Origin of the sequence: Streptomyces sp. NPDC057939 (genome assembly GCF_042887545.1) — a bacterium.
Lineage (GTDB): Bacteria > Actinomycetota > Actinomycetes > Streptomycetales > Streptomycetaceae > Streptomyces.
In genome coordinates this window covers 1-21,419 of record NZ_JBHVPG010000085.1, presented here as the reverse complement: position 1 = coordinate 21,419, position 21,419 = coordinate 1, and the positions used below count along the sequence as shown (strand labels likewise).

General features: G+C 72.3%; 22 protein-coding genes and 1 riboswitch. Of the genes, 11 read left to right on the top strand and 11 right to left on the bottom strand.

Annotation, left to right across the window (positions count from 1 at the left end):
• Positions 1-153: 153 nt before the first annotated feature.
• The 3 genes from ACFVS6_RS41100 (at position 154) to ACFVS6_RS41090 (ending at position 4,414) form a co-directional block, all read left to right on the top strand.
• The gene (locus ACFVS6_RS41100; RefSeq protein ID WP_389711652.1) at positions 154-666 is read left to right on the top strand and encodes a GNAT family N-acetyltransferase; all 513 of its coding nucleotides are present in this window, start codon (positions 154-156) and stop codon (positions 664-666) included.
• 41 nt (positions 667-707) lie between these two features.
• A riboswitch (cobalamin riboswitch) is annotated at positions 708-842 on the top strand.
• Positions 843-1,004: 162 nt separating this feature from the next.
• Positions 1,005-3,398, top strand: a complete 2,394-nt coding sequence (locus ACFVS6_RS41095) for a ribonucleoside-diphosphate reductase subunit alpha (protein WP_389711651.1) — start codon at positions 1,005-1,007, stop codon at positions 3,396-3,398.
• On the top strand, positions 3,398-4,414 hold the full coding sequence (locus tag ACFVS6_RS41090) for a ribonucleotide-diphosphate reductase subunit beta (protein WP_389711650.1): 1,017 nt from the start codon (positions 3,398-3,400) through the stop codon (positions 4,412-4,414). The genes ACFVS6_RS41095 and ACFVS6_RS41090 overlap by 1 nt, the downstream gene beginning before the upstream one ends.
• Positions 4,415-4,503: 89 nt before the next feature.
• Here the strand turns inward: ACFVS6_RS41090 and ACFVS6_RS41085 are convergent, their stop codons facing one another.
• Positions 4,504-4,728, bottom strand: coding sequence for a hypothetical protein (locus tag ACFVS6_RS41085; protein WP_389711649.1), 225 nt, complete (start codon positions 4,726-4,728; stop codon positions 4,504-4,506).
• Positions 4,729-4,810: 82 nt separating this feature from the next.
• Here ACFVS6_RS41085 and ACFVS6_RS41080 point away from each other — a divergent pair, with 82 nt between their 5' ends.
• Positions 4,811-5,776: a helix-turn-helix domain-containing protein gene (locus ACFVS6_RS41080; RefSeq protein WP_389711648.1), complete on the top strand. Its 966-nt coding sequence runs from the start codon at positions 4,811-4,813 to the stop codon at positions 5,774-5,776.
• Positions 5,777-5,801: 25 nt separating this feature from the next.
• Here ACFVS6_RS41080 and def read toward each other — a convergent pair whose 3' ends face one another.
• The 8 genes from def to ACFVS6_RS41040 form a co-directional block, all read right to left on the bottom strand.
• Positions 5,802-6,437 (bottom strand): peptide deformylase, encoded by a 636-nt coding sequence (def, locus tag ACFVS6_RS41075; RefSeq protein ID WP_389711647.1) that lies wholly within the window; start codon positions 6,435-6,437, stop codon positions 5,802-5,804.
• Between the two features lie 68 nt (positions 6,438-6,505).
• Positions 6,506-7,501, bottom strand: a complete 996-nt coding sequence (locus tag ACFVS6_RS41070) for a tetratricopeptide repeat protein (protein WP_389711653.1) — start codon at positions 7,499-7,501, stop codon at positions 6,506-6,508.
• A 102-nt stretch (positions 7,502-7,603) separates the two neighbouring features.
• Complete coding sequence (locus ACFVS6_RS41065; RefSeq protein ID WP_389711646.1) at positions 7,604-8,920, bottom strand: HD-GYP domain-containing protein; 1,317 nt, start codon at positions 8,918-8,920, stop codon at positions 7,604-7,606.
• A complete protein-coding gene (locus ACFVS6_RS41060) occupies positions 8,917-10,509 on the bottom strand; it encodes an HD-GYP domain-containing protein (protein ID WP_389711645.1) in 1,593 nt (530 codons plus the stop codon). The genes ACFVS6_RS41065 and ACFVS6_RS41060 overlap by 4 nt, the downstream gene beginning before the upstream one ends.
• A gap of 202 nt (positions 10,510-10,711) precedes the next feature.
• Positions 10,712-11,014, bottom strand: a complete 303-nt coding sequence (gene rsrA, locus ACFVS6_RS41055; RefSeq protein WP_136213975.1) for a mycothiol system anti-sigma-R factor — start codon at positions 11,012-11,014, stop codon at positions 10,712-10,714.
• A complete protein-coding gene (locus ACFVS6_RS41050) occupies positions 11,011-11,655 on the bottom strand; it encodes a sigma-70 family RNA polymerase sigma factor (RefSeq protein ID WP_266576354.1) in 645 nt (214 codons plus the stop codon). The genes rsrA and ACFVS6_RS41050 overlap by 4 nt, the downstream gene beginning before the upstream one ends.
• A gap of 319 nt (positions 11,656-11,974) precedes the next feature.
• Complete coding sequence (locus tag ACFVS6_RS41045) at positions 11,975-12,643, bottom strand: alpha/beta family hydrolase (RefSeq protein WP_389711644.1); 669 nt, start codon at positions 12,641-12,643, stop codon at positions 11,975-11,977.
• Between the two features lie 27 nt (positions 12,644-12,670).
• A complete protein-coding gene (locus tag ACFVS6_RS41040) occupies positions 12,671-13,486 on the bottom strand; it encodes an SOS response-associated peptidase (protein ID WP_389711643.1) in 816 nt (271 codons plus the stop codon).
• A 53-nt stretch (positions 13,487-13,539) separates the two neighbouring features.
• On the opposite strand from ACFVS6_RS41040, the gene ACFVS6_RS41035 reads away from it, so the two are divergent.
• The 4 genes from ACFVS6_RS41035 to ACFVS6_RS41020 all read left to right on the top strand — a co-directional run bounded on the left by ACFVS6_RS41035 (position 13,540) and on the right by ACFVS6_RS41020 (position 17,114).
• Positions 13,540-14,253, top strand: coding sequence for a M50 family metallopeptidase (locus tag ACFVS6_RS41035; protein ID WP_389711642.1), 714 nt, complete (start codon positions 13,540-13,542; stop codon positions 14,251-14,253).
• Between the two features lie 53 nt (positions 14,254-14,306).
• Positions 14,307-15,656, top strand: coding sequence for a 3-phosphoshikimate 1-carboxyvinyltransferase (gene aroA, locus ACFVS6_RS41030; protein ID WP_389711641.1), 1,350 nt, complete (start codon positions 14,307-14,309; stop codon positions 15,654-15,656).
• Between the two features lie 8 nt (positions 15,657-15,664).
• A complete protein-coding gene (gene rsgA, locus ACFVS6_RS41025; RefSeq protein WP_385585062.1) occupies positions 15,665-16,675 on the top strand; it encodes a ribosome small subunit-dependent GTPase A in 1,011 nt (336 codons plus the stop codon).
• A gap of 115 nt (positions 16,676-16,790) precedes the next feature.
• Positions 16,791-17,114, top strand: coding sequence for a multidrug efflux SMR transporter (locus ACFVS6_RS41020; RefSeq protein ID WP_030011402.1), 324 nt, complete (start codon positions 16,791-16,793; stop codon positions 17,112-17,114).
• On the opposite strand, the gene ACFVS6_RS41015 is transcribed toward ACFVS6_RS41020, so the two are convergent.
• Positions 17,080-17,700 carry a TetR/AcrR family transcriptional regulator gene (locus tag ACFVS6_RS41015; RefSeq protein WP_389711640.1) on the bottom strand — a complete coding sequence of 207 codons (621 nt, stop codon included), beginning with the start codon at positions 17,698-17,700 and terminating at the stop codon, positions 17,080-17,082. The two genes, ACFVS6_RS41020 and ACFVS6_RS41015, sit on opposite strands and share 35 nt — an antisense overlap.
• A gap of 124 nt (positions 17,701-17,824) precedes the next feature.
• On the opposite strand from ACFVS6_RS41015, the gene hisN reads away from it, so the two are divergent.
• On the top strand, positions 17,825-18,628 hold the full coding sequence (hisN, locus tag ACFVS6_RS41010) for a histidinol-phosphatase (protein ID WP_389711639.1): 804 nt from the start codon (positions 17,825-17,827) through the stop codon (positions 18,626-18,628).
• A 168-nt stretch (positions 18,629-18,796) separates the two neighbouring features.
• Positions 18,797-19,189, top strand: coding sequence for a cyclic nucleotide-binding/CBS domain-containing protein (locus ACFVS6_RS41005; RefSeq protein ID WP_281210524.1), 393 nt, complete (start codon positions 18,797-18,799; stop codon positions 19,187-19,189).
• A 97-nt stretch (positions 19,190-19,286) separates the two neighbouring features.
• Here the strand turns inward: ACFVS6_RS41005 and ACFVS6_RS41000 are convergent, their stop codons facing one another.
• Positions 19,287-20,756: a catalase gene (locus ACFVS6_RS41000; RefSeq protein WP_389711638.1), complete on the bottom strand. Its 1,470-nt coding sequence runs from the start codon at positions 20,754-20,756 to the stop codon at positions 19,287-19,289.
• Between the two features lie 130 nt (positions 20,757-20,886).
• On the opposite strand from ACFVS6_RS41000, the gene ACFVS6_RS40995 reads away from it, so the two are divergent.
• Positions 20,887-21,306: a Fur family transcriptional regulator gene (locus ACFVS6_RS40995; protein ID WP_389711637.1), complete on the top strand. Its 420-nt coding sequence runs from the start codon at positions 20,887-20,889 to the stop codon at positions 21,304-21,306.
• The last annotated feature ends 113 nt before the right edge of the window (positions 21,307-21,419 follow it).

The following is a 21,419-nucleotide window of genomic DNA, read 5'->3' as shown; positions in this document are numbered from 1 at the left end:
GACATACACACTTAGTGTCGTCGGCTGCGTCTGTTGTGTAAACGCCCCCGGCCCTGCCGGCCCCCGCCCCCCCCGGGGGGGGGCCCTTCTGCGCGTTCCGGGGTCGCCCGCGCCCTCGGGAGCGACCCGCGACCGTCCGGCACACTCGACCGCATGGACACAGTGATCAGGGCGGCGCTGCCCGCCGAATACGAAGAGCTGGGTGACATCACCGCGGGGGCCTACCTCGGGGACGGGCTGCTCGACGGGAATCCCGACGGCACCTACGAGCGCGTGCTGCGCGACGTCGCGGGTCGGGCCGGAGCCGGCGAGGTGCTCGTGGCCGTGCTCGACGGACGACTGCTGGGCGGTGTGACCTTCGCCCCTCCGGGGAGCCCGCTCGCCGACATAGCCGGCCCCGGCGAGGCCGAGTTCCGGATGCTCGCGGTGGCCGCCACCGGCCGCGGCAAGGGCGCCGGCGAGGCCCTCGTACGAGCCTGCGCCGAGCGGGCCCGGGCCCTCCCCGGGGTGACCCGGCTGGTGCTCTCCACCCAGGCGCAGAGCCCCGCCGCGCACCGGATCTACGAGCGCCTGGGGTTCGTCCGCACCCCCGATCGGGACTGGTCGCCGCTTCCCACGGTGCCCCTGCTCACCTACGCCCTGGAGCTGTACGCACCCGAGCAGTAGCCACCCCGACACAACATGTGGGGGCTACCGCAACGGGGCGCCCCCACATGTATGCTCATGGCTGCTGTCGCCGCAGGGGAATCCGGTGCGAATCCGGAACTGTCCCGCAACGGTATGAAGTGCACCCATTGGTGCGTCCGGAAGTCCGAGGACCTGCCGACAGCGCTCCCGGCTCGACCGAACCGGGTGCCGACACGTCCGGGCCTCGCGGTTGGGCCGGTGGACGCCACGCGGTGCACGTACCGCCTGCCCTGTCCGGGCCGGTGCGTGGCCTTCCCGCGTGCGCCCGCTCGCCCCGCCCCGTCGAAGACCGGGCCGAGTGAGGGAGAGCTCCCCCCGTGACCATCGCGCCCGCCGCACCGCGCGCCGAGTCCGCCCAGTCCGCCAACGAGGCCGCGCTCGCGCCCGAGGGCCCGGGGACCGCACTGCTGCGCACCCTCACCGAACTCACGGCCGACCTGCCCGACACGGACCCCGGCCGGGTCGCCGCCGCCGCCCTGCGCGGCCGCAGCTCCGTCGCCGACGAGGCCGAACTGCGGGGGCTGGCCACCGAGGCCGCCGCCGGCCTGATCTCCGAGGACCCGGCGTACTCCCGCCTCGCCGCCCGACTGCTGACGCTCGCCGTCGCCGACGAGGCCGCCGGCCAGGGTTCCACCTCCTTCGCCGAGTCGGTCGCCGTCGGCCACCGCGAGGGCCTGATCGCCGACCGCACGGCCGAGTTCGTCGAGGCCCACGCCGCCCGGCTGAACTCCCTCGTCGAGCACGCCCTCGCCGAGGGCGCCGACGACCGCTTCGGCTTCTTCGGCCTGCGCACCCTGCACAGCCGTTACCTGCTGCGCCACCCGATCACCCGCCAGGTCATCGAGACCCCGCAGTACTTCATGCTGCGCGTGGCCTGTGGCCTCGCCGCGGACGAGAGCGTCCAGGCCGTCGAGGAAGTGGCCTCGCTCTACCGGCTGATGAGCCGCCTCGACTACCTGCCGTCCTCCCCCACGCTCTTCAACTCCGGCACCCGGCACCCGCAGATGTCGTCCTGCTACCTGCTGGACTCCCCGCTGGACGAGCTGGACTCGATCTACGACCGCTACCACCAGGTCGCCCGCCTGTCCAAGCACGCCGGTGGCATCGGGCTGTCGTACTCCCGCATCCGTGCCCGCGGTTCCCTGATCCGCGGCACCAACGGCCACTCCAACGGCATCGTCCCGTTCCTGAAGACCCTCGACGCCTCCGTCGCCGCGGTCAACCAGGGCGGCCGCCGCAAGGGCGCCGCCGCCGTCTACCTGGAGACCTGGCACGCGGACATCGAGGAGTTCCTGGAGCTCCGCGACAACACCGGTGAGGACCAGCGCCGTACGCACAACCTGAACCTCGCCCACTGGGTGCCGGACGAGTTCATGCGCCGCGTGAACTCCGACGGCCAGTGGTCGCTGTTCTCCCCGGCCGACGTCCCCGAGCTCGTGGACCTGTGGGGCGACGCGTTCGACGCCGCCTACCGCAAGGCCGAGGCGGACGGCCTGGCCCGCAAGACCATGCCCGCCCGCGACCTGTACGGCCGGATGATGCGCACCCTCGCGCAGACCGGCCAGGGCTGGATGACCTTCAAGGACGCCTCCAACCGCACGGCGAACCAGACCGCCGAGCCGGGCTCGGTCGTCCACTCCTCCAACCTGTGCACCGAGATCATCGAGGTCACCGACGACGGCGAGACGGCCGTCTGCAACCTCGGCTCGGTCAACATGGGCGCCTTCGTGGTGGACGGTGGGATCGACTGGGAGCGCCTGGACGAGACCGTCCGCACGGCCGTGACCTTCCTCGACCGCGTCGTGGACATCAACTTCTACCCGACCGAGCAGGCCGGGCGTTCCAACGCCCGCTGGCGTCCGGTGGGTCTGGGCGCGATGGGTCTCCAGGACGTCTTCTTCAAGCTGCGGGTGCCCTTCGACTCCCCCGAGGCGAAGGCGCTGTCCACGAAGCTCTCCGAGCGGATCATGCTCGCCGCGTACGAGGCCTCCTGCGACCTCGCCGAGCGCAACGGCCCCCTCCCCGCCTGGGAGAAGACCCGTACCGCCCGCGGCGTCCTGCACCCGGACCACTACGACGTCGAGCTGAACTGGCCCGAGCGCTGGGACGCCCTGCGCGCCCGCGTCGCGAAGACCGGCATGCGCAACTCGCTGCTCCTCGCCATCGCCCCGACGGCGACGATCGCCTCGATCGCGGGCGTGTACGAGTGCATCGAGCCGCAGGTGTCCAACCTGTTCAAGCGCGAGACCCTCAGCGGTGAGTTCCTCCAGGTCAACGCGTACCTGGTGGAGGAGCTGAAGCAGCTCGGCGTGTGGGACGCGCAGACCCGCGAGGCGCTGCGCGAGTCCAGCGGCTCCGTGCAGGGCTTCGGTTGGATCCCGGCCGAGGTGCGCGAGCTGTACCGGACGGCGTGGGAGATCCCGCAGCGCGGCCTGATCGACATGGCGGCGGCCCGTACGCCGTTCCTCGACCAGTCCCAGTCGCTGAACCTGTTCCTGGAGACGCCGACCATCGGCAAGCTCAGCTCGATGTACTCGTACGCCTGGAAGCAAGGCCTGAAGACCACGTACTACCTGCGTTCGCGCCCGGCGACGAAGATCGCCCGCGCGGCGCAGGCCGCCGCCCCGGCGGCGCTCCCGCAGGCCGTGTCCGACGCGGAGGCGCTGGCCTGCTCCCTTGAGAACCCCGAATCGTGCGAGGCCTGCCAGTAATGAGCACCAACGAGAACAAGAACCTGCTGGACCCGGGCTTCGAGCTCACGCTCCGCCCGATGCGCTACCCGGACTTCTACGAGCGCTACCGGGACGCGATCAAGAACACCTGGACCGTCGAGGAGGTCGACCTCCACTCGGACGTCGCGGACCTCGCGAAGCTGACGCCCGGTGAGCAGCACATGATCGGCCGGCTGGTCGCGTTCTTCGCGACGGGCGACTCGATCGTCTCGAACAACCTCGTGCTGACGCTGTACAAGCACATCAACTCCCCGGAGGCGCGCCTGTACCTGTCGCGCCAGCTGTTCGAGGAGGCCGTGCACGTCCAGTTCTACCTGACGCTGCTCGACACCTACCTGCCCGACCCGGACGACCGCGCCGCCGCGTTCGACGCGGTCGAGGAGATCCCCTCGATCCGCGAGAAGGCGCAGTTCTGCTTCAAGTGGATGGACTCCGTCGAGAAGATCGACCAGCTGGAGACGCAGGCCGACCGCCGCCGTTTCCTGCTGAACCTGATCTGCTTCGCGGCGTGCATCGAGGGCCTGTTCTTCTACGGCGCCTTCGCGTACGTGTACTGGTTCCGCTCGCGGGGTCTGCTGCACGGTCTGGCGACGGGCACCAACTGGGTGTTCCGCGACGAGACGATGCACATGAACTTCGCCTTCGAGGTCGTGGACACCGTCCGCAAGGAGGAGCCGGAGCTCTTCGACGACGCCCTCCAGCAGCAGGTCACCGACATGCTGAAGGAGGCCGTGGAGGCGGAGCTGCAGTTCGGCCGTGACCTGTGCGGCGAGGGTCTGCCGGGCATGAACACCGAGTCGATGCGCGAGTACCTGGAGTGCGTCGCGGACCAGCGTCTGGTGCGCCTCGGGTTCCCGCCGATCTACGGCTCGCAGAACCCGTTCTCCTTCATGGAGCTCCAGGGCGTCCAGGAGCTGACGAACTTCTTCGAGCGTCGCCCGTCGGCCTACCAGGTCGCGGTCGAGGGCACGGTCGACCTGGACGAGGACTTCTAGTCCCACCGTCCGCGCACGTGTGCGCGAGGAGCCGGAACGCGAACGAACCGCGTTCCGGCTCCTCGCGTTTCCGGGTCGTGGATCAGGGCTCAGTGGGCCATGCGGCCCCGGCGCCCGAGGCCGAAGCGCAGGCCGCGCCGGCGCGGGGTGGGCCGCAGGCCGCCCGCCCGCTGGCGCGGCAGCCACACCCGCCGGGTCTCGACGGCCCGCAGCTGCCGGTCGATCCGTCGGTCGCGCCACGCCCCGTACAGGCTGGGCCCCAGCAGGAACGCGGCGAGGGCCAGGACGACGAGGTAGTTCACGAAGGTGCTCATACCTCCACTGTCCGCCTGATCGCCCATGATCGAACAGTGGCAGTACTGTCACTCAAGTGCGAATTACTGCCACACTGAGGTCATGCTGACCAACGTGGCCGTGGCCCTCGTCGACGGAGTCGCCCCCTTCGAGTTCGGGATCTTCTGCGAGGTCTTCGGGATCGACCGCGGCGCGCAGGGGGTGCCGGTGTACGACTTCGCCGTGTGCGCCGCGGAGGAGGGCCCGCTGACCATGTCCGACGTCGGCTTCGCCATCGCCCCCGCGCACGGCCTGGAGCGGCTGGAGGAGGCGGACCTGATCTGCGTGCCGGCCGACCGGCGGGCGGCCGTGCGGGAGTACCCCGAGCCGTACCTCGAAGCCCTGCGGCGGGCCGTGGACCGGGGCGCGCGGGTGCTCAGCGTGTGCAGCGGGGCCTTCGTGCTCGGCGCGGCCGGACTGCTCGACGGCCGGCGCTGCACCACGCACTGGATGCACGCCCCGGCGCTGGCGGACCGCTTCCCGAAGGCGCACGTCGACCCCGACGTGCTGTACGTGGACGAGGGCCCGGTGATCACCGGCGCCGGCACCGCCTCGGGCATCGACGCGTGCCTGCACGTCGTGCGCCAGGAGCACGGCGCCGAGGTGGCCAACACCATCGCCCGGCGGATGGTCGTCCCCCCGCACCGGGACGGCGGGCAGGCCCAGTACGTGCGGCGGCCGCTGCCGCGGACCGCCTGCGACACGGTGGGCGAGGTCATCGGCTGGATGGCCGGGAACCTGGAGCGGGAGATCACCGTCGAGCACCTCGCGGAGCGGGCCCACATGTCCCCGCGGACCTTCGCCCGCCGCTTCCTCCAGGAGACCGGGACCACCCCCTACCAGTGGGTGCTGCGCCGCCGGGTCATGTTCGCGCAGGAACTGCTGGAGTCCACCGACGAGACGGTGGACTCCATCGCGGCCCGCAGCGGCTTCGGCAACGCGGCGGCCCTGCGCCACCACTTCCTGCGCGCCCTGGGCACCACCCCGAACGCCTTCCGCCGCGCCTTCCGGGGGCCGCGGGCGGCGTAGCGGGGGCGGCGCACCCCCGGACGCGTCAGTCGTTCGGGACGACCTCGTAGCGGGGGGTGTTCTCGGCCATCTGGCGCAGGGCGTCCTTGCGGTCGCGCTTGGAGAGCCGGTCGATGTACAGGTACCCGTACAGGTGGTCCGTCTCGTGCTGGAGGCAGCGCGCGAAGTAGCCGGTGCCGCGGACCTTGATCGGGTTGCCCTGCGCGTCCTGACCGGTCACCTCGGCGTAGTCCGGGCGGGCCAGCGCCGCGTAGGCGGTCGGGACGGAGAGGCAGCCCTCGTTCGAGTCGTCCAGCACGCGGCCCGCGGCCGGCAGCTCGACCAGCTTCGGGTTGACGACGACACCGGTGTGGCGCTTGCCGTCGTCGTCCGGGCAGTCGTAGACGAAGACCTTCGCGTCCACGCCGATCTGGTTGGCGGCCAGGCCCACGCCCTCGGCGGTCTTCTGGCTGGCGAACATGTCGTCGATGAGCTGCGCGAGCTCCTCGCCGAACTCGGTGACGTCCTTGCACTCCCGGTGCAGCACCGGGTTGCCGACCACCGTGATCGGGCGGGACGTGCCCCGCTCGCGGTGGGCGAGCTCGCGCGCCTCACAGTCCTCGGTGTCCACGACCCAGCCCTCGTCGTCGACCGGGACCACCTGGTTCTCCTGCTGCGCCATGTCCGCCGTACGCCTTCCGTAGATTCGCCCGAGCCACCGATGTGACCGGTACAGCCTACGGCCCGCACTCAGCAGACTTCTTCGAGATCCCGCCACTCACGGCTGTCCGGGCTGTCGGCCACCCAGCCGTCGAGGAGCCCGCGCACCAGCCCGGCCGGGGCGGCGATGCCGCATTCGCGCTCGGGCACCCACAGCGGGCCGGAGCCCGCCGTGCGGTGGCCCAGCGGGCCGGGGTGACCGGGCTCGCTGTGGTCGTGCGGGTCCAGGTGGTCACCGGCGGACTCGCCGCTCGGCATCGCGCTCTCCGAACAGGTCCGGCACAGCAGCCGGACCGACGAGGACCAGTCCTCGGCGGCGAAGCCCGCGTCCGAGGCCAGTTGCTCCAAAGCGTTGCGGTCCGCCTCGGAGGCCGCTTCGAGCAGCACCACCCAGGTCGGCACCGGTGAGGGCGCCCACAGCTCGATCTCGTCGAACACCGGGTACGAGGGACCGGCCGAGGTGACCCGCTCGCCGTGCGGAACCCCGTCGTGCAGGACGACCTCGCCCCAGCGCCGCCCCGAGGAGGGCAGCGGGATCGAGAGGACCTCCATGCGGGCCGGATCGAGCCTCCGGCCCCACACCACCTCGGCCTCGCCCTCGGGCGACAGCCGCACCGCGGCGCTGCCCAGTTCCATGCCGACCGGCTCGCCCGTCCCGGCGCTGCTGTGGGGGTCCCCGGGCACCTTCAGCCCGTACGCCTGCCAGGCCCGCCGGGCCAGCGGCCAGTCCTGGAGGGCGGTCGCGGCGATGCCGACGTTCCACCAGTCCGGCGCGCCCGCCTCACGGTCCAGGAGCGCCACGGCACGCAGGCCCGCGGCCCGTGCCTGCTCCCAGTCGTGGCGGAACTTGTGCAGCAGGGCCAGGTTGAACCAGGACTCCGACAGCCAGGGCTCCAGGTCCGCCGCTCTGGTCAGGAGCGCGCCCGCGTCCTCGTACCGCCCGTCACCGATCAGCGTGAACGCGCGGTCGGTGGCCTGCCGCCACGAGGCGGAGGGCCGATGCCGTACCTTCCCGAAGATCCTCACGATTCCCGCCTGCCGGTCCCGGTGCAGCCTTGCGGACACCCTCACGGACACTCCTACTGCATCCAACCATGCCCGCTCGGACGCCCGCTCATTACCCATGGGTTACCCCGGGGGAACGGGAACGACTCGGCTCCGCCCGCCCCTGGCCAGAACCCTGGCCAAGGACTCCACGACGCCCGGCTCGTAGTCGTGCCCGGTGCCCAGCCGCAGCCGTTCCAGGGCCGCGAGGGAGCCGGCCGGGTGACGGGCCCCGACCGCCAGGTCGTCGTACGCGTTCACCACGCGCACGATGCGGGCGGCGACGGGCTGGTCCCGGTACGGATCCGCCTGCCGCTCCACGATCACCGCCACCTCGGCGGGGACCCCCGTCCGGCGGGCCACCTCGCCGCCGAGCTCGGCGATCCTGCGGGCCAGGGCCGTGGGCAGCTCGGCGGTGGCCCCGCTCGGCACGGGGTCGACGAGGGACAGCTGGCCGATGTCGTGCATCAGGGCCGCGTACTCCAGCACCGTGAGCTCCCGCTCCGAGAGCCCGAGCTCCCGGCCGACCGAGCGGCTCAGCGCGGCGACCCGGCGCGCGTGGCCGGGCGGGGTGCAGCCGGCGATCTCGGTGGCCCGGGCCAGCGAGGTGATGGTCTGGCGGTAGGTGGTGCGGACGGCGGTGATCCGGTGGAAGGACATCTGGGTCAGCAGCAGCGGCACGCTGAAGACGGGCAGGGCCCACAGGCCGGCCACGGCCACCCCGAGGGCCATCACCACCCCGGAGGCGCAGATCGCCGAGCCGATGCCGAGCTGCGCGCGCAGTTCGTCGCGCAGCAGCGGACCGTACGGCCAGCCGGTGCGGGCCCCCGCCAGGGCGGCGGCGAGCACGGAGTCGCACAGCGCGGTGAGGCCGAGCAGGAACAGCAGGAACACGACGAGGTACGGGCCCTGCCCGATCCACTCCCCCAGCCGCCCGGAGTTGTAGAGGGGCTGGAAGCAGACGGCGGCGAAGGCGACGGTGAGGACCCGCCGGGCCACGTGGTCGAGGGCGGGCCCGCGGCCGCGGGCGACGTGCGGGACGATCCCGACGAGGGCCGCCGCGACGACGACGGTGATGGTCTGCAGGACCCCGTGGTGGGTGGAGTGTCCGCCGTTCTGGCCGAGCAGGGCGTAGGCGAGCGCGCCGGCGGAGCCCAGCGGCGCGGGATGCCGGTCCTCGGGCGGCGGCGGCCCGGCGGCCCCGCCGCGCGGGGCGGTGCCCGTGCCGGTGCGCGGGGCGGGGCCGGGGTGGCGGCGGGCGAGCTCGCCGACCGCGACGAGGGTGCCGAAGGCGAGGGCGCCGCCGGGTTCGGCGACGCCCCACCACAGGGTGTGACCGAGTCCGGCCAGGGCCAGCAGGGCGGCGGCCGCGCGGACGACCGGTGCGGCGGCCGCCCTCACCGCACGCCCCGGGGACCGGTACCGTCGCCGGACCCGGCCGCTCCGGCCGCGTCGGGCAGCGCCCCACGCGCCTCACGCGCCTCACGCGGCCCGGGGGGCACGACGTCGGCCCCGGTCCCGGCGTCCGACCGCGGGGCCGGGGCCGGGCCCGCCGTACCCGCGCCGGGTCCGCCCTCGCGGTCCAGGGGTGGCGGCCCGGGGCGTGCGGGGTCGGGGACGGAGCCGATGACCTGGAGGTCGTCGTCGGAGGTGACCACCGGGTGCCAGCCGTGCCGGCCGATCGCGCCCACCAGGGCCCGGACCATCGCGGGGTCGAACTGGGAGCCCGCGCAGCGTTCCAGCTCGGCCAGGGCGACCGGCACCGGGCGGGCCCGGCTGTAGGAGCGGGTCGAGGTCATCGCGTCGAAGGAGTCGGCCACCGCCACCACCCGGGCCAGCACCGGGATCTGCTCGCCGTTCAGGCCGTACGGGTAACCGGAACCGTCGACCCGCTCATGGTGGTGCAGGATCGCGGATCGGGCCTCCCCCAGGAACCCGATGCCGCGCACCATCTCGTGGCCGTACTCCGGGTGCAGCTCGATGACGCGGCGCTCCTCCGGGGTCAGCGGCCCGTCCTTGCGCAGCAGTCGGGTCGGTACGCCGAGCTTGCCGACGTCGTGCAGGATCCCGGCGATGCGGACGGTCTCCAGCCGGTCGTCGGTCATGCCCAGTTCCCGGGCGATCATCGCGGAGGCCTGGCCGACCCGCTCGCTGTGGCCGCGCGTGTAGCGGTCCTTGATGTCGACGGCCTGGACGAGGGCCCGGATCGTGGCCTGGTGGGCGGCGTTCTCGCGGTGGTACTGGGCGAAGACCCAGCAGGAGATGTACATCGGCAGCAGGACGAGCAGCGCGGCCGGAAGTCCGTACGGGCTGCGCCACATGACGGCCATCATCAGTCCGGCGAGCCCGTGGACGCAGTGCGGCAGGAGGGAGCGGGTGAGCAGGCCCCGCCAGGCGGTGGCCGCGGGACGGCGTTCGGCGGCGGCGAGGACCAAGCCGTCGAGGGCGGCCATGACGAGGCAGAAGGCGACGGCGGCGGCCGTGGCGGGGAGCATCGCCCAGGGGAAGTCCGCCGGCCAGCCGGCCACGACGACCGTGCGCCCGGCGCCGTCCGGTGGTCCGGATGCCCCGCCGCCCGAACCGGAGGCGCCGCCGATCGCCCGGCGGCCGCCGAGGAGTCCGAAGAGCTGCCCGGCCGTCCAGGCGGCCACCGCCTGCTGGGCGGCGTGCCATACCCGCCGCACCCCGGCGGACGGGCGGACCACCGGTTGCGCGAGCCCGCCGGGCACGGCGACGAGCGCGGCGGCGGCGGGCGGCAGCAGGAAGACGGCGGCCAGGACGACGGGGAAGAAGGAGCCGATGCCCTCGGGGACCCGGTGGCCCAGCAGGGGGCGGATCCGGACGAGTTCGCAGCCGAGGTAGAGCGCGGCGGCGAGCGCGACCACGCCCCACGGCGTCGAGGCGTCCGTCAGGGCGGGGGCGACGCACGCGAGGGCGGCGAGGACCGCGGACAGGACGCAGACGCGCGCGGCCGGCGGAAGTACCCGCATGGCGCTCTCCTCCCCCGTGACGCACAGGCCCGGTACCGGAAACGAACCGGTACCGGGAGGGGAGAATAGGGCGGCCTCCGAAGGGAGCGCGGCCCATTTGCGCATTGCGCCGTACGGACGCCCCCGGATTAGCACCTTCGGGTGAACGAAGTGCCCTTCCGGGGGCGGTTGTTGAAGCGGCGACCATTCAGCCGCCGGCGGTTCAGCCGGGGGCCGGACCCGCGGTCACGTCGTGATCGGGCACGGCTTGGCCCGAGCGGATCAACTCGATCCGGCCCATGACCTTGGAGCGCAGATCGGACGGCACGTCGTCCGATCCGCAGCAGCGCTTCACCAGCTTCTTGACGGCCTGTTCCAGGCCGTACTTCTCCAGGCAGGGATTGCACTCGCCGAAGTGCGTCTCGAACTTCGTGCAGTCACTGTCCGGCATCTCGTGGTCCAGGAACTCATAGAGATGGTCCAGGACCTCCGCGCACTCCGTCTCGTGCGGCTCTCCGCAGCTCATGAGCCCGAGCCTTTCAGGTCGTTCGACTCTCCCGCGCCGGCCGGGACCAGCCCGCGCTCGCGGGCATAGTCCTCCAGCATTCCGCGGAGTTGACGGCGGCCACGGTGCAGTCGCGACATGACCGTACCGATGGGTGTACCCATGATGTCCGCGATCTCCTTGTACGCAAAGCCCTCTACGTCGGCAAGATAGACCGCGATGCGGAACTCCTCCGGAATGGCCTGGAGCGCTTCCTTCACATCGGAATCGGGCAGGTGATCGAGCGCCTGCGATTCCGCGGAACGCAATCCGGTCGACATGTGCGACTCGGCGCGTGCCAGCTGCCAGTCCTCGATCTCCTCCGCGGCGCTGCGCTGCGGCTCGCGCTGCTTCTTTCGGTAGGAGTTGATGAAGGTGTTGGTCAGAATGCGGTACAGCCACGCCTTGAGGTTGGTGCCCTCGCGGAACTGGTGGAAGGACGCGTACGCCTTCGCGTACGTCTCCTGGACCAGGTCCTCGGCGTCCGCCGGATTACGCGTCATGCGCAGCGCGGCGGAGTACATCTGGTCGAGGTAGCCGAGCGCGTCCCGCTCGAAGCGCGCATTGCGCTCCGGAGTAGTCTCCTGCGCCTGGCCTTCGTCGGTCCCAGCGACAGGACCCACCTCCTCCGACAGCGTGGCGGCTCCGAAAGCGGATCCGCTCGAATCGGAGAATAGTCGACCATCCCGGCCTTCCGCCGCCCGAAGCGAAGTGCGCTTCGGGCCGGGCAGAACGGTCCAGTCCAGGTCAGCGGCCTGCGGACGGTTCTGGCTGATGACCTGGGCCATGCGGTCCCTCTCCTCCGACGTGTTTCCCGTGTGTACCGACACTCCCCACAACAGGCCCCCGGGGCCCCGCATTCCCGGGCCCCGCAGGCCATTTCCGGCACGGCCCGGGCATCGCGAAAGGCGGGTGAGCGGGATCACCCGCAAATGTGTCAGGTCATTCCCGCCCACTGAGCCGGGCGAGCCACGGGGCCACCGCCGCGGTGATCACCGCGAGGGTCTCCTCCTGCGTCGGGCCGGCCTTCTTCGGCACCGCGAAACCGTGGTCGCCGTACGGCACCTCGACCAGTTCGTACGGGTCCGGCCCGACCGGCTCAGGGAACTCCTCCGGCCTCCCGAACGGGTCCCGGCCGCCCTGCACCACCAGCACGGGCCGGCCGGCGCCCAGCAGTTCCTCGGCCCGGGACTTCTCGGGCCGCCCCGGCGGGTGCAGCGGGAAGGCCAGCGCGAGCACCCCGACCGCGCCCAGCTCGGCGGCGGTCCGGCAGGCCACCCGGGCCCCGGCGCTGCGCCCGCCCGCCACCACCGGCAGTCCGGGCCGGGCCAGCGCGGGCCACAGGCCCCGCCAGCCCTCGTCGAGCACCTTGGGCGCGGCGGCGACCTTCTTCCCGGCGACCCGCCAGGGCTGCTCCACGAGGGCGACGCTCACCCCCAGCGGCGGCAGGGCGGCGGCCAGGGCCCGCAGGTCCCGGGCCTCGATCCCGCCCCCGGCCCCGTGGCTCACGGCGAGGACGAGCCGCGCCCGGCGGGCCGGGTGCCAGGTGATGCGGGCCTCGCCCGCCGGGGTGTCGACGCTCTCGGTGGTCACGGCGCGCTCCGGTGTCATGGGCCGATCATGCCGGGTCGGGCCGGGTCAGAAGAGCGTGCCCTCCTCCGGCGCGGCGAGCTCGCCCAGCAGCTCCGGCCCGTTGTTGCGGACGTTGCTGACGGCGGTGGACACGGGGTAGGCGCGCATCAGCCCGCCCGGCGGCGGCGCCAGGAGGTCCCGCAGACCGGCCTCGTCGGTGCGGGCCGGGTCCAGCCAGGCGTCCCAGCGGTCCGGAGTGAGCATCAGCGGCATCCGCGGGTGGATGTCGGACAGCGACTTCGGCCCCTCGGCGGGGGCCGCGCCCAGCGGCCCGGTCTCGGCCTCGGCGGTGATCACCGAGCAGGTCACCCACCAGGCGAGGGGGTGCTCGTCGGGCAGGGTCCGGTCGCGCCAGAACTCGTACAGGCCCGCCATCGCGAAGACCGAACCGTCGGTGGGGAGCACGAAGTACGGCTGCTTGCGCGCCCTCTTCTTCTTCCCCTCCACCTCCAGCTGCCGTTCGTCGTGGGCGGTGACCCACTCGTAGTAGCCGTCGGCGGGGACGATGCAGCGGCGCTGGGCGAAGGGCCGCCGGAAGGACGGCTTCTCGTGCAGGGTCTCCGACCGCGCGTTGATCATCCGCGCGGCGCCCTCGGGGCTCTTCGCCCAGGACGGCACGAGCCCCCACCTCAGCGTCCGCAGCTGGCGAACCGGACGCGGGTCCGCCGCGTCCTTGAGGGGACGGTCGAGGACGACGTGGACCTCCTTTGTGGGAGCCACGTTCCAGTCGGGGGCCAACGTCTCCTGCGGCTCCCACCGCTCGACGCCGAATATCCCCGCCAACTCCTCGGGCGTACGACTCGCCGCAAACCTTCCGCACATGGCTGACACACTGCCATGGCATCCGCCCACCACCGCAAGGAGTCCGCCACTTCATGGACAGCACCACGACGGCCGGCATCTGGGACCGGCTCACCGGGATACAGACGGAACCGGATTGGAAGCTGGTGGTCGCGGCGGGCCTGGTCGCGCTGGCCGTCGTCGCCGTCCGTCCGGTGTGGCGGGTCGCCCGCAACGCGGTGACCATCGCGCACGAGGGCGGTCACGGACTGATCGCCCTGCTGTCCGGGCGCCGGCTCGACGGGATCACCCTGCACTCCGACACCAGCGGGGTCACCGTCAGCCGCGGCAAGCCCTACGGGCTCGGCATGATCCTGACGGCCGCCGCCGGGTACACGGCGCCCTCCCTCCTCGGCCTGGGCGGGGCCGTGCTGCTCTCCGCGCACCGCATCACGCTGCTGCTGTGGGTGGCGACCGCGCTGCTGGCCGTGATGCTGATCATGATCCGCAACGCGTACGGGGTGCTGACGGTGGTGCTGACCGGCGCCGTCTTCGTCCTGGTGTCCTGGTTCACGCCGTCCGAGGTGCAGGCGGTGTTCGCGTACGCGGTCGTGTGGTTCCTGCTGCTGGGCGGCGTCCGACCGGTCTTCGAGCTCCAGGCCAAGCGGCGGCACGGCGGGGCGCCCGACTCCGACGCCGACCAGCTGGGGCGCCTCACCCACGTGCACCCGATCGTCTGGCTGCTGTTCTTCCACATCGTCGCGCTGTGCTCGCTCGTCGGGGGCGGAACCCGACTTCTCGGCCTCTGAGACGGGGCCGCGATCAAGATCTGGGGTCCGGGGAAGCCACTAAAGTGGAGGCCATGACCGAGACCCCCGCGCTCCACGCCCTCTGGCCCGCCCCCCTCGCGGACGGGGCCGTCCACGCCACCGTCACCGTGCCGGGTTCCAAATCGGTCACCAACCGCGCGCTCGTGCTCGCGTCCCTCGCCTCCGAACCCGGCTGGGTGCGCCGCCCGCTGCGCTCGCGCGACTCCCGGCTGATGTCCGACGCGCTGCGCGCGCTGGGCGTCGGCATCGAGGAGACCGTCGCCTCCAGCTCGGCCGACGGGGACAGCGGCGAGGCCTGGCGGATCATCCCGGCGGGCCTGCACGGCCCGGCCACCGTCGACGTCGGCAACGCGGGCACGGTCATGCGCTTCCTGCCGCCCGTCGCCACCCTGGCCACCGGCGACATCCGCTTCGACGGCGACCCGCGGTCCTACGAGCGCCCCCTCGGCGAGGTCATCAACGCCCTGCGCGCCCTCGGCGCCCGGATCGACGACGACGGCCGGGGCGCGCTGCCGATGACCGTCCAGGGCGGCGGGGCCCTGGAGGGCGGCACGGTCGAGATCGACGCCTCCAACTCCTCCCAGTTCGTCTCCGCGCTGCTGCTCTCCGCCCCGCGCTTCAACCAGGGCGTCGAGGTCCGGCACACTGGCGCGACCCTGCCCTCCATGCCGCACATCCGGATGACGGTGGAGATGCTCCGGGCGGCCGGGGCGCAGGTCGACACCCCCGAGGCGGGGGGCGAGAAGAACGTCTGGCGGGTCGCGCCGGGCGCGCTGCTCGGCCGCGACATGGTCGTCGAGCCGGACCTGTCCAACGCCCAGCCCTTCATGGCCGCGGCGCTGATCACCGGCGGCACGGTCACCATCCCCGACTGGCCGCGCCGCACCACGCAGCCGGGTGACGCGCTGCGCCGGATCTTCACCGAGATGGGCGGCTCCTGCGAGCTGACCGACGCCGGCCTGGTCTTCACCGGCACCGGCAAGATCCACGGCATCGACGTCGACCTGGGCGAGGTCGGCGAGCTGACCCCCGGCATCGCGGCGGTCGCGGCGCTGGCCGACTCGGAGTCGGTGCTGCGCGGCGTCCAGCACCTGCGGCTGCACGAGACGGACCGCCTGGCGGCCCTGACGGCGGAGATCAACGGGCTGGGCGGTGACGTCACCGAGACCGCCGACGGCCTCCACATCCGCCCCCGCCCGCTGCACGGCGGCGTGTTCCACACCTACGACGACCACCGGATGGCCACCGCCGGAGCGGTGATCGGCCTCGCGGTCAAGGGCGTGGAGATCGAGAACGTGGCGACGACCGCGAAGACCCTGCCGGACTTCCCGGCGATGTGGGCGGACATGCTCGGCGAAACGCCGCGGGGAGCGGGAGCGTAGGGCCCGTCATGCGCAGGTACGGCAAGAACACCGACGAGGACGACATCCGCCAGCGCCCGAACCCCAAGGGCAACCGGCCGCGGACGAACATCCGGCCCAAGCACGAGGACGCCTCGGAGGGCTTCGTCCTGACCGTCGACCGCGGCAGGCTGACCTGTCTGGTCGAGGACCGGACCGTCCACGCCATGAAGTCGCGCGAGCTGGGCCGCAAGGCCGCGGTGGTGGGTGACCGGGTCTGGATCGTCGGTGACCTGACCGGCAAGAAGGACACCCTGGCCCGGATCGTGCGGATCGAGGAGCGCAAGTCGGTCCTGCGGCGCACCGCGGACGACGACGACCCGTACGAGCGGGTGGTCGTGGCCAACGCCGACCAGCTGGCCATCGTCACGGCCCTGGCCGACCCGGAACCCCGGCCCCGGATGATCGACCGCTGCCTGGTCGCCGCGTACGACGCGGGGCTGGAGCCGCTGCTCGTGCTCACCAAGTCCGACCTGACCTCCGCGGACAAGATCCTGGAGATCTACTCGACGTTCGGTCTGAACTACGTCGTCACCAACCGGGAGGAGCTGGCGACGGGCGACGCCGCCGAGCGGGTGCGCGAGCGCCTGAACGGTCGGATCACCGCCTTCGTCGGGCACTCGGGCGTCGGCAAGACCACGCTGGTCAACTCGCTGGTCGCCGAGGGCCGCCAGCGCGCCACCGGTCACGTCAACGCGGTCACCGGCCGCGGCCGGCACACCACGACCTCGGCGCTGGCCCTGCCGCTGCCCTCCGGCGACGGCTGGGTCATCGACACCCCGGGCGTTCGCTCCTTCGGCCTGCACCACGTGGACCCGTCCCGGGTGATCCTGGCGTTCCCGGACCTGGTGCCGGGGACGGAGGACTGCCCGCGGGCGTGCAGTCACGACGAGCCGGACTGCGCGCTCGACGCCTGGGTGGAGAAGGGCCAGGCCGACCCGGCACGGCTGTACTCGCTGCGCCGGCTGCTGCAGACGCGGGAGCGCCGCGAGGGCGACTGACCCCGTCCGCGGGGTCGTCCGGCGGGGTGGGCCCGGGTTTACCGGAGGTCACATCGGGATAAATGCTCATCGCACCAAGTGACACGACGTCACCTGACGCGGGGAGGCACAAGCCATGGCGTGGCTGTTGGTCGTGGTCGCCGGACTCCTGGAGACCGGTTTCGCGGTCTGCCTCAAGCTGTCCCACGGGTTCACCCGCCTGTGGCCCACCGTCGCCTTCGCGTGCTTCGCGCTCGGCAGCTTCGGACTGCTGACGCTCGCGCTCAAGAAGCTCGACGTCGGTCCGGCGTACGCGGTGTGGACGGGCATCGGCGCGGCCGGCACCGCGATCTACGGGATGGTCTTCCTCGGGGACCTGGTCTCCACCCTGAAACTCGTCTCGATCTCGCTGGTCATCCTCGGTGTCATCGGACTCCAGCTGTCCGGTTCGGCCCACTGACCGCCGCCGCGGCGGGCGCGGCCCCCGTGAGCCGCAACAGCGGGCCGGGGCCGGCGGCGTCCGCGCACGGCGCGAGGACGTAGGACAGCGCCAGCCGTACGACGAGCTCGCAGCGCTGCGCCGGTTCCGGAGCGAGCGCGGCAGCGGCCCGCTCGCTGACGGCGCGCACCAGTTCCGCGGGACCGGGCGCCGCCTGCCCCGGCCGTAAGCCCATCGTGGGCGGCGAGGGCAGCGCCCCGTCCCAGCACCCGGTCAGCAGGGCCCGTACGAGGGGCCGCTCCCGGGCTTCCCGTACGGTCCACTCGGCGACGGCGGCGAGCCGTTCGGCGGCCGCGGCCGGGCCCCGGGCGGCGTCGGGGGCCGGGGCGTCGGGGGTCAGGGCCCGGTCCACGCCGTCGAGGTACCGGTCGGCAGCGCGGCGCACCAGGGCGCGGCCGAGGCCGCCCTTTCCGCCGAACTCGTTGTAGAGGGTCTGCCGGGACACCCCGGCGACGGCCGCCACCTCGGTCATCCGCACGGCGGGCCAGGGGTGGGCGGACAGGGCGGCTTCCGCCGCTCGCAGCAAGGACTCGCGCGCCGCAGGCATCGCCGGCTCCCCCCGATAGGCTCGCAGCCAGAGTTGACGGAGCGACAGGTTCTGTCAAGGGCGCCTACCGGCCGCACCGTGGGACCCGTTCGCCGGTCCCCGGCAGTGTCGATACTGTTCGGACATGCCCGAGTATGACGATGACCTGCGCCTTGCCCTTGAGCTCGCCGACGCCGCCGACGCCGCCACGATGCGGCGGTTCCGCGCCCTGGACCTGGCGGTCGAGACGAAGCCCGACATGACCCCGGTGAGCGAGGCGGACACCGCCACCGAGGAGATCCTCCGGGCCGGGATCCTGGCGGCGCGGCCGTCCGACGCGATCCTGGGCGAGGAGTACGGCCTCAAGGGCGAGGGCCCGCGCCGCTGGGTCGTCGACCCGATCGACGGTACGAAGAACTACGTGCGCGGGGTCCCCGTGTGGGCGACGCTGATCTCCCTGACGGCCGAGGGCGCCGACGGGGTGTTCCGGCCGGTCGTCGGGGTGGTCTCCGCCCCGGCCCTGGGTCGCCGCTGGTGGGCCGCCCAGGGTTCGGGTGCCTTCACGGGTGGCGCTCTCGGCGAGACCACACCCCTCGGGGTGTCGAAGGTCGCGACCCTGGGCGACGCCTCGTTCGCGTACTCCTCGCTGAGCGGCTGGGAGGAACAGGGCCGGCTGCCCGGCTTCCTGGACCTGACCCGCGCGTGCTGGCGCACCCGCGGCTACGGCGACTTCTGGCCGTACATGATGGTCGCGGAGGGTTCCCTGGACCTGTGCGCCGAGCCCGAGCTGAGCCTGTGGGACATGGCCGCGCTCGCGGTCGTGGTCCAGGAGGCGGGCGGCCGCTTCACCGACCTGGGCGGGACGGACGGGGTGCACGGCGGGAACGCCGCGGCCTCCAACGGCCTGCTGCACGAGGAGATGCTGGAGCTGCTCCGGCCGCGCGCCTGACCTCCGCACGCCGGTGAGTGCGCCGAGCACGCCCCCTTGTTGACCCTCCACCGCCGTGGGAATCTGAGGATCCCCCCGCTTGTGCGCTTGTGAAGCATTTCTCGAAGGAGTGCTTCGCCGGAGCACCCCACCCAAGCGGGGGGCTCACCCCAGGAGGTGGCTCTCTCCATGCTCGTCCGTGACGCCATGAGCACCGTGATCCTCACCCTCGGACCCGCGCACACCCTGCGTCAGGCGGCCTGCCTGATGTCCGGCCGGCGCGTCGGCGCGGCCGTCGTCCTCGACCCCGACCACAGCGGCATAGGCATCCTGACCGAGCGCGACATCCTCAACTCCCTCGGCGCGGGGCACGATCCCGACCGCGAGTCCGTGGGCGCGCACACCACCAACAACGTGGTCTTCTGCACCCCGGACGCCACCCTGCGGGAAGCGGCCGAGGCCATGGTCCACGGCGGTTTCCGCCATCTGATCGTCCTGGAGGACGGCGGCCCGGTGGGCATCGTGTCCGTGCGCGACGTCGTCCGCTGTTGGGCGCCGGCCCGGCGCACGGTCCCCGCCTGACCCTCACCCCCGTACGCGCGCAGCCGGAAACGGCCGCCGGGCCGGAACCCCCGACTGGGGGTTCCGGCCCGGCGGCCTGCCACGACAAGCGGACCGATCAGCCGCGAAGGGCCTGGACCGCGGCTTCCAGCCGCTTGCCGAAGTCGCCGTCCGCCTGGCGGAAGTTGTTGACGGCCCGCTCGGCGATGTCGTCGCGCGAGACCTTGGCGATGAAGCCCGAGAGGTTCTCGATCAGACGGGTCTTCTCGTCCTCGGAGTACAGGCGGTACAGGTTGCCCGCCTGGACGAAGTCGTCGTCCTCGGAGTGCGAGGGGGTGGCGTGGTTGCCCGTGCCACCGGTGACGGCGGTGGACTGCCACAGCGGCCGGTCGGTCTGGAAGGGACCGCCGAAGCTGTTGGGCTCGTAGTTCTTCGCACCCTTGTGGCGGCCGTCGTACAGGAAGCCGTCGCGGGAGTTGGTGCGCGCCTCGGTGGCGTGCGGGCGGTTCACCGGCAGGTGGTCGGCGTTGATGCCGACGCGGTAGCGGTGGGCGTCGCCGTACGCGAAGAGACGGCCCTGGAGCATCTTGTCCGGGGAGGGACCGATGCCGGGAACGAAGTGCGCCGGGCTGAAGATCGACTGCTCGACCTCGGCGAAGACGTTCTCCGGGTTGCGGTTGAGCTCCAGCTTGCCGATCTCGATCGGCGGGTAGTCCTCGTGCGGCCACACCTTGGTGAGGTCGAACGGGTTGAAGCGGTACTCCGCCGCCTCGGCCGCGGGCATGATCTGGACCTGGACGGTCCAGGACGGGAAGTCGCCGCGCTCGATGGACTCGCGCAGGTCGCGCTGGTGCGAGTCCGGGTCCTCACCGGCGAGGGCGTTGGCCTCGGCCTGGGTGAGGTTCTTGATCCCCTGGTCGGTCTTGAAGTGGTACTTGACCCAGAAGACCTCTCCGGCCTCGTTGTTCCACTGGAACGTGTGCGAGCCGTAGCCGTTCATGTGGCGGTAGGACGCCGGGATGCCGCGGTCACCGAACAGCCAGGTCACCTGGTGCGTGGACTCGGGCGACAGGCCCCAGAAGTCCCAGACGTTGTCCGGCTCCTGCGAGCCCGTGTACGGGTCGCGCTTCTGGGTGTGGATGAAGTCGGGGAACTTGATGGCGTCCCGGATGAAGAAGACCGGGGTGTTGTTGCCGACGAGGTCGTAGTTGCCCTCTTCGGTGTAGAACTTCAGCGCCCAGCCACGGGGGTCACGGCGGGCGTCGGCGCCGCCGAGGCTGTCCGCGACGGTCGAGAAGCGCAGGAAGGTCTCGGTCTCCTTGCCGACCTCGGACAGGAACTTCGCCCGGGTCCACTGGGAGACGTCACGCGTGAGGGTGAACGTGCCGTAGGCGCCGGCGCCACGGGCGTGCACCACGCGCTCCGGGATGCGCTCACGGTTGAAGTGGGCGAGCTTCTCCAGCAGGAGCTGGTCCTGGACGAGAACCGGCCCGCCGACGCCGGCGGTCTCACTGTTCTGGTTGTCGGCGACCGGAGCCCCGGCCTCCGTGGTGAGCGGTCCCTGCGTCACGTGCGCCTCCTGCGTCATTACTGCTGGTCCTGTCCTTGGTGTTTGCCGTAACCGATCCTACAATGGACATTGTCCAAGTCAAGTAAGCATCCAATTCCGCACCGGTTCGGGATCTACACCGAATCGCCTCGCTGTTAGGCTGGCGTCCATGAATGACCGCTTGCTGGAACGACTCCGCGGGCGCGGCTGGCGCATGACCGCCCAGCGGCGCGTCGTCGCCGAAGTGCTCGACGGCGACCACGTCCACCTGACGGCGGACGAGGTGCACGCGCGCGCCGTGACCAAGCTGCCCGAGATCTCTCGAGCCACGGTCTACAACACCTTGGGCGAGCTCGTGAGCCTCGGCGAGGTCCTGGAGGTCTCGACGGACCGGCGCGCGAAGCGGTACGACCCGAACGCCCACCGGCCCCACCAGCACCTGGTCTGCGCCCAGTGCGGCGCGATCCGCGACGTCCACCCGGCGGGCGACCCGCTGGCCGACCTGCCCGATGGCGAACGCTTCGGCTTCGTGATCTCCGCGGTCGAGGTGACGTACCGCGGGGTGTGCCCGAACTGCGCGGGCGCCTAGCGGCGGGAGCGCGCAAACGGATACGGCGCCGGTCGGGGCGGAAAGCCCCGACCGGCGCCGTCGGTTAGCGTCCCGCGCGTTTCCGCGTGCGCGGCCCACCCTCGCGTCTTGCA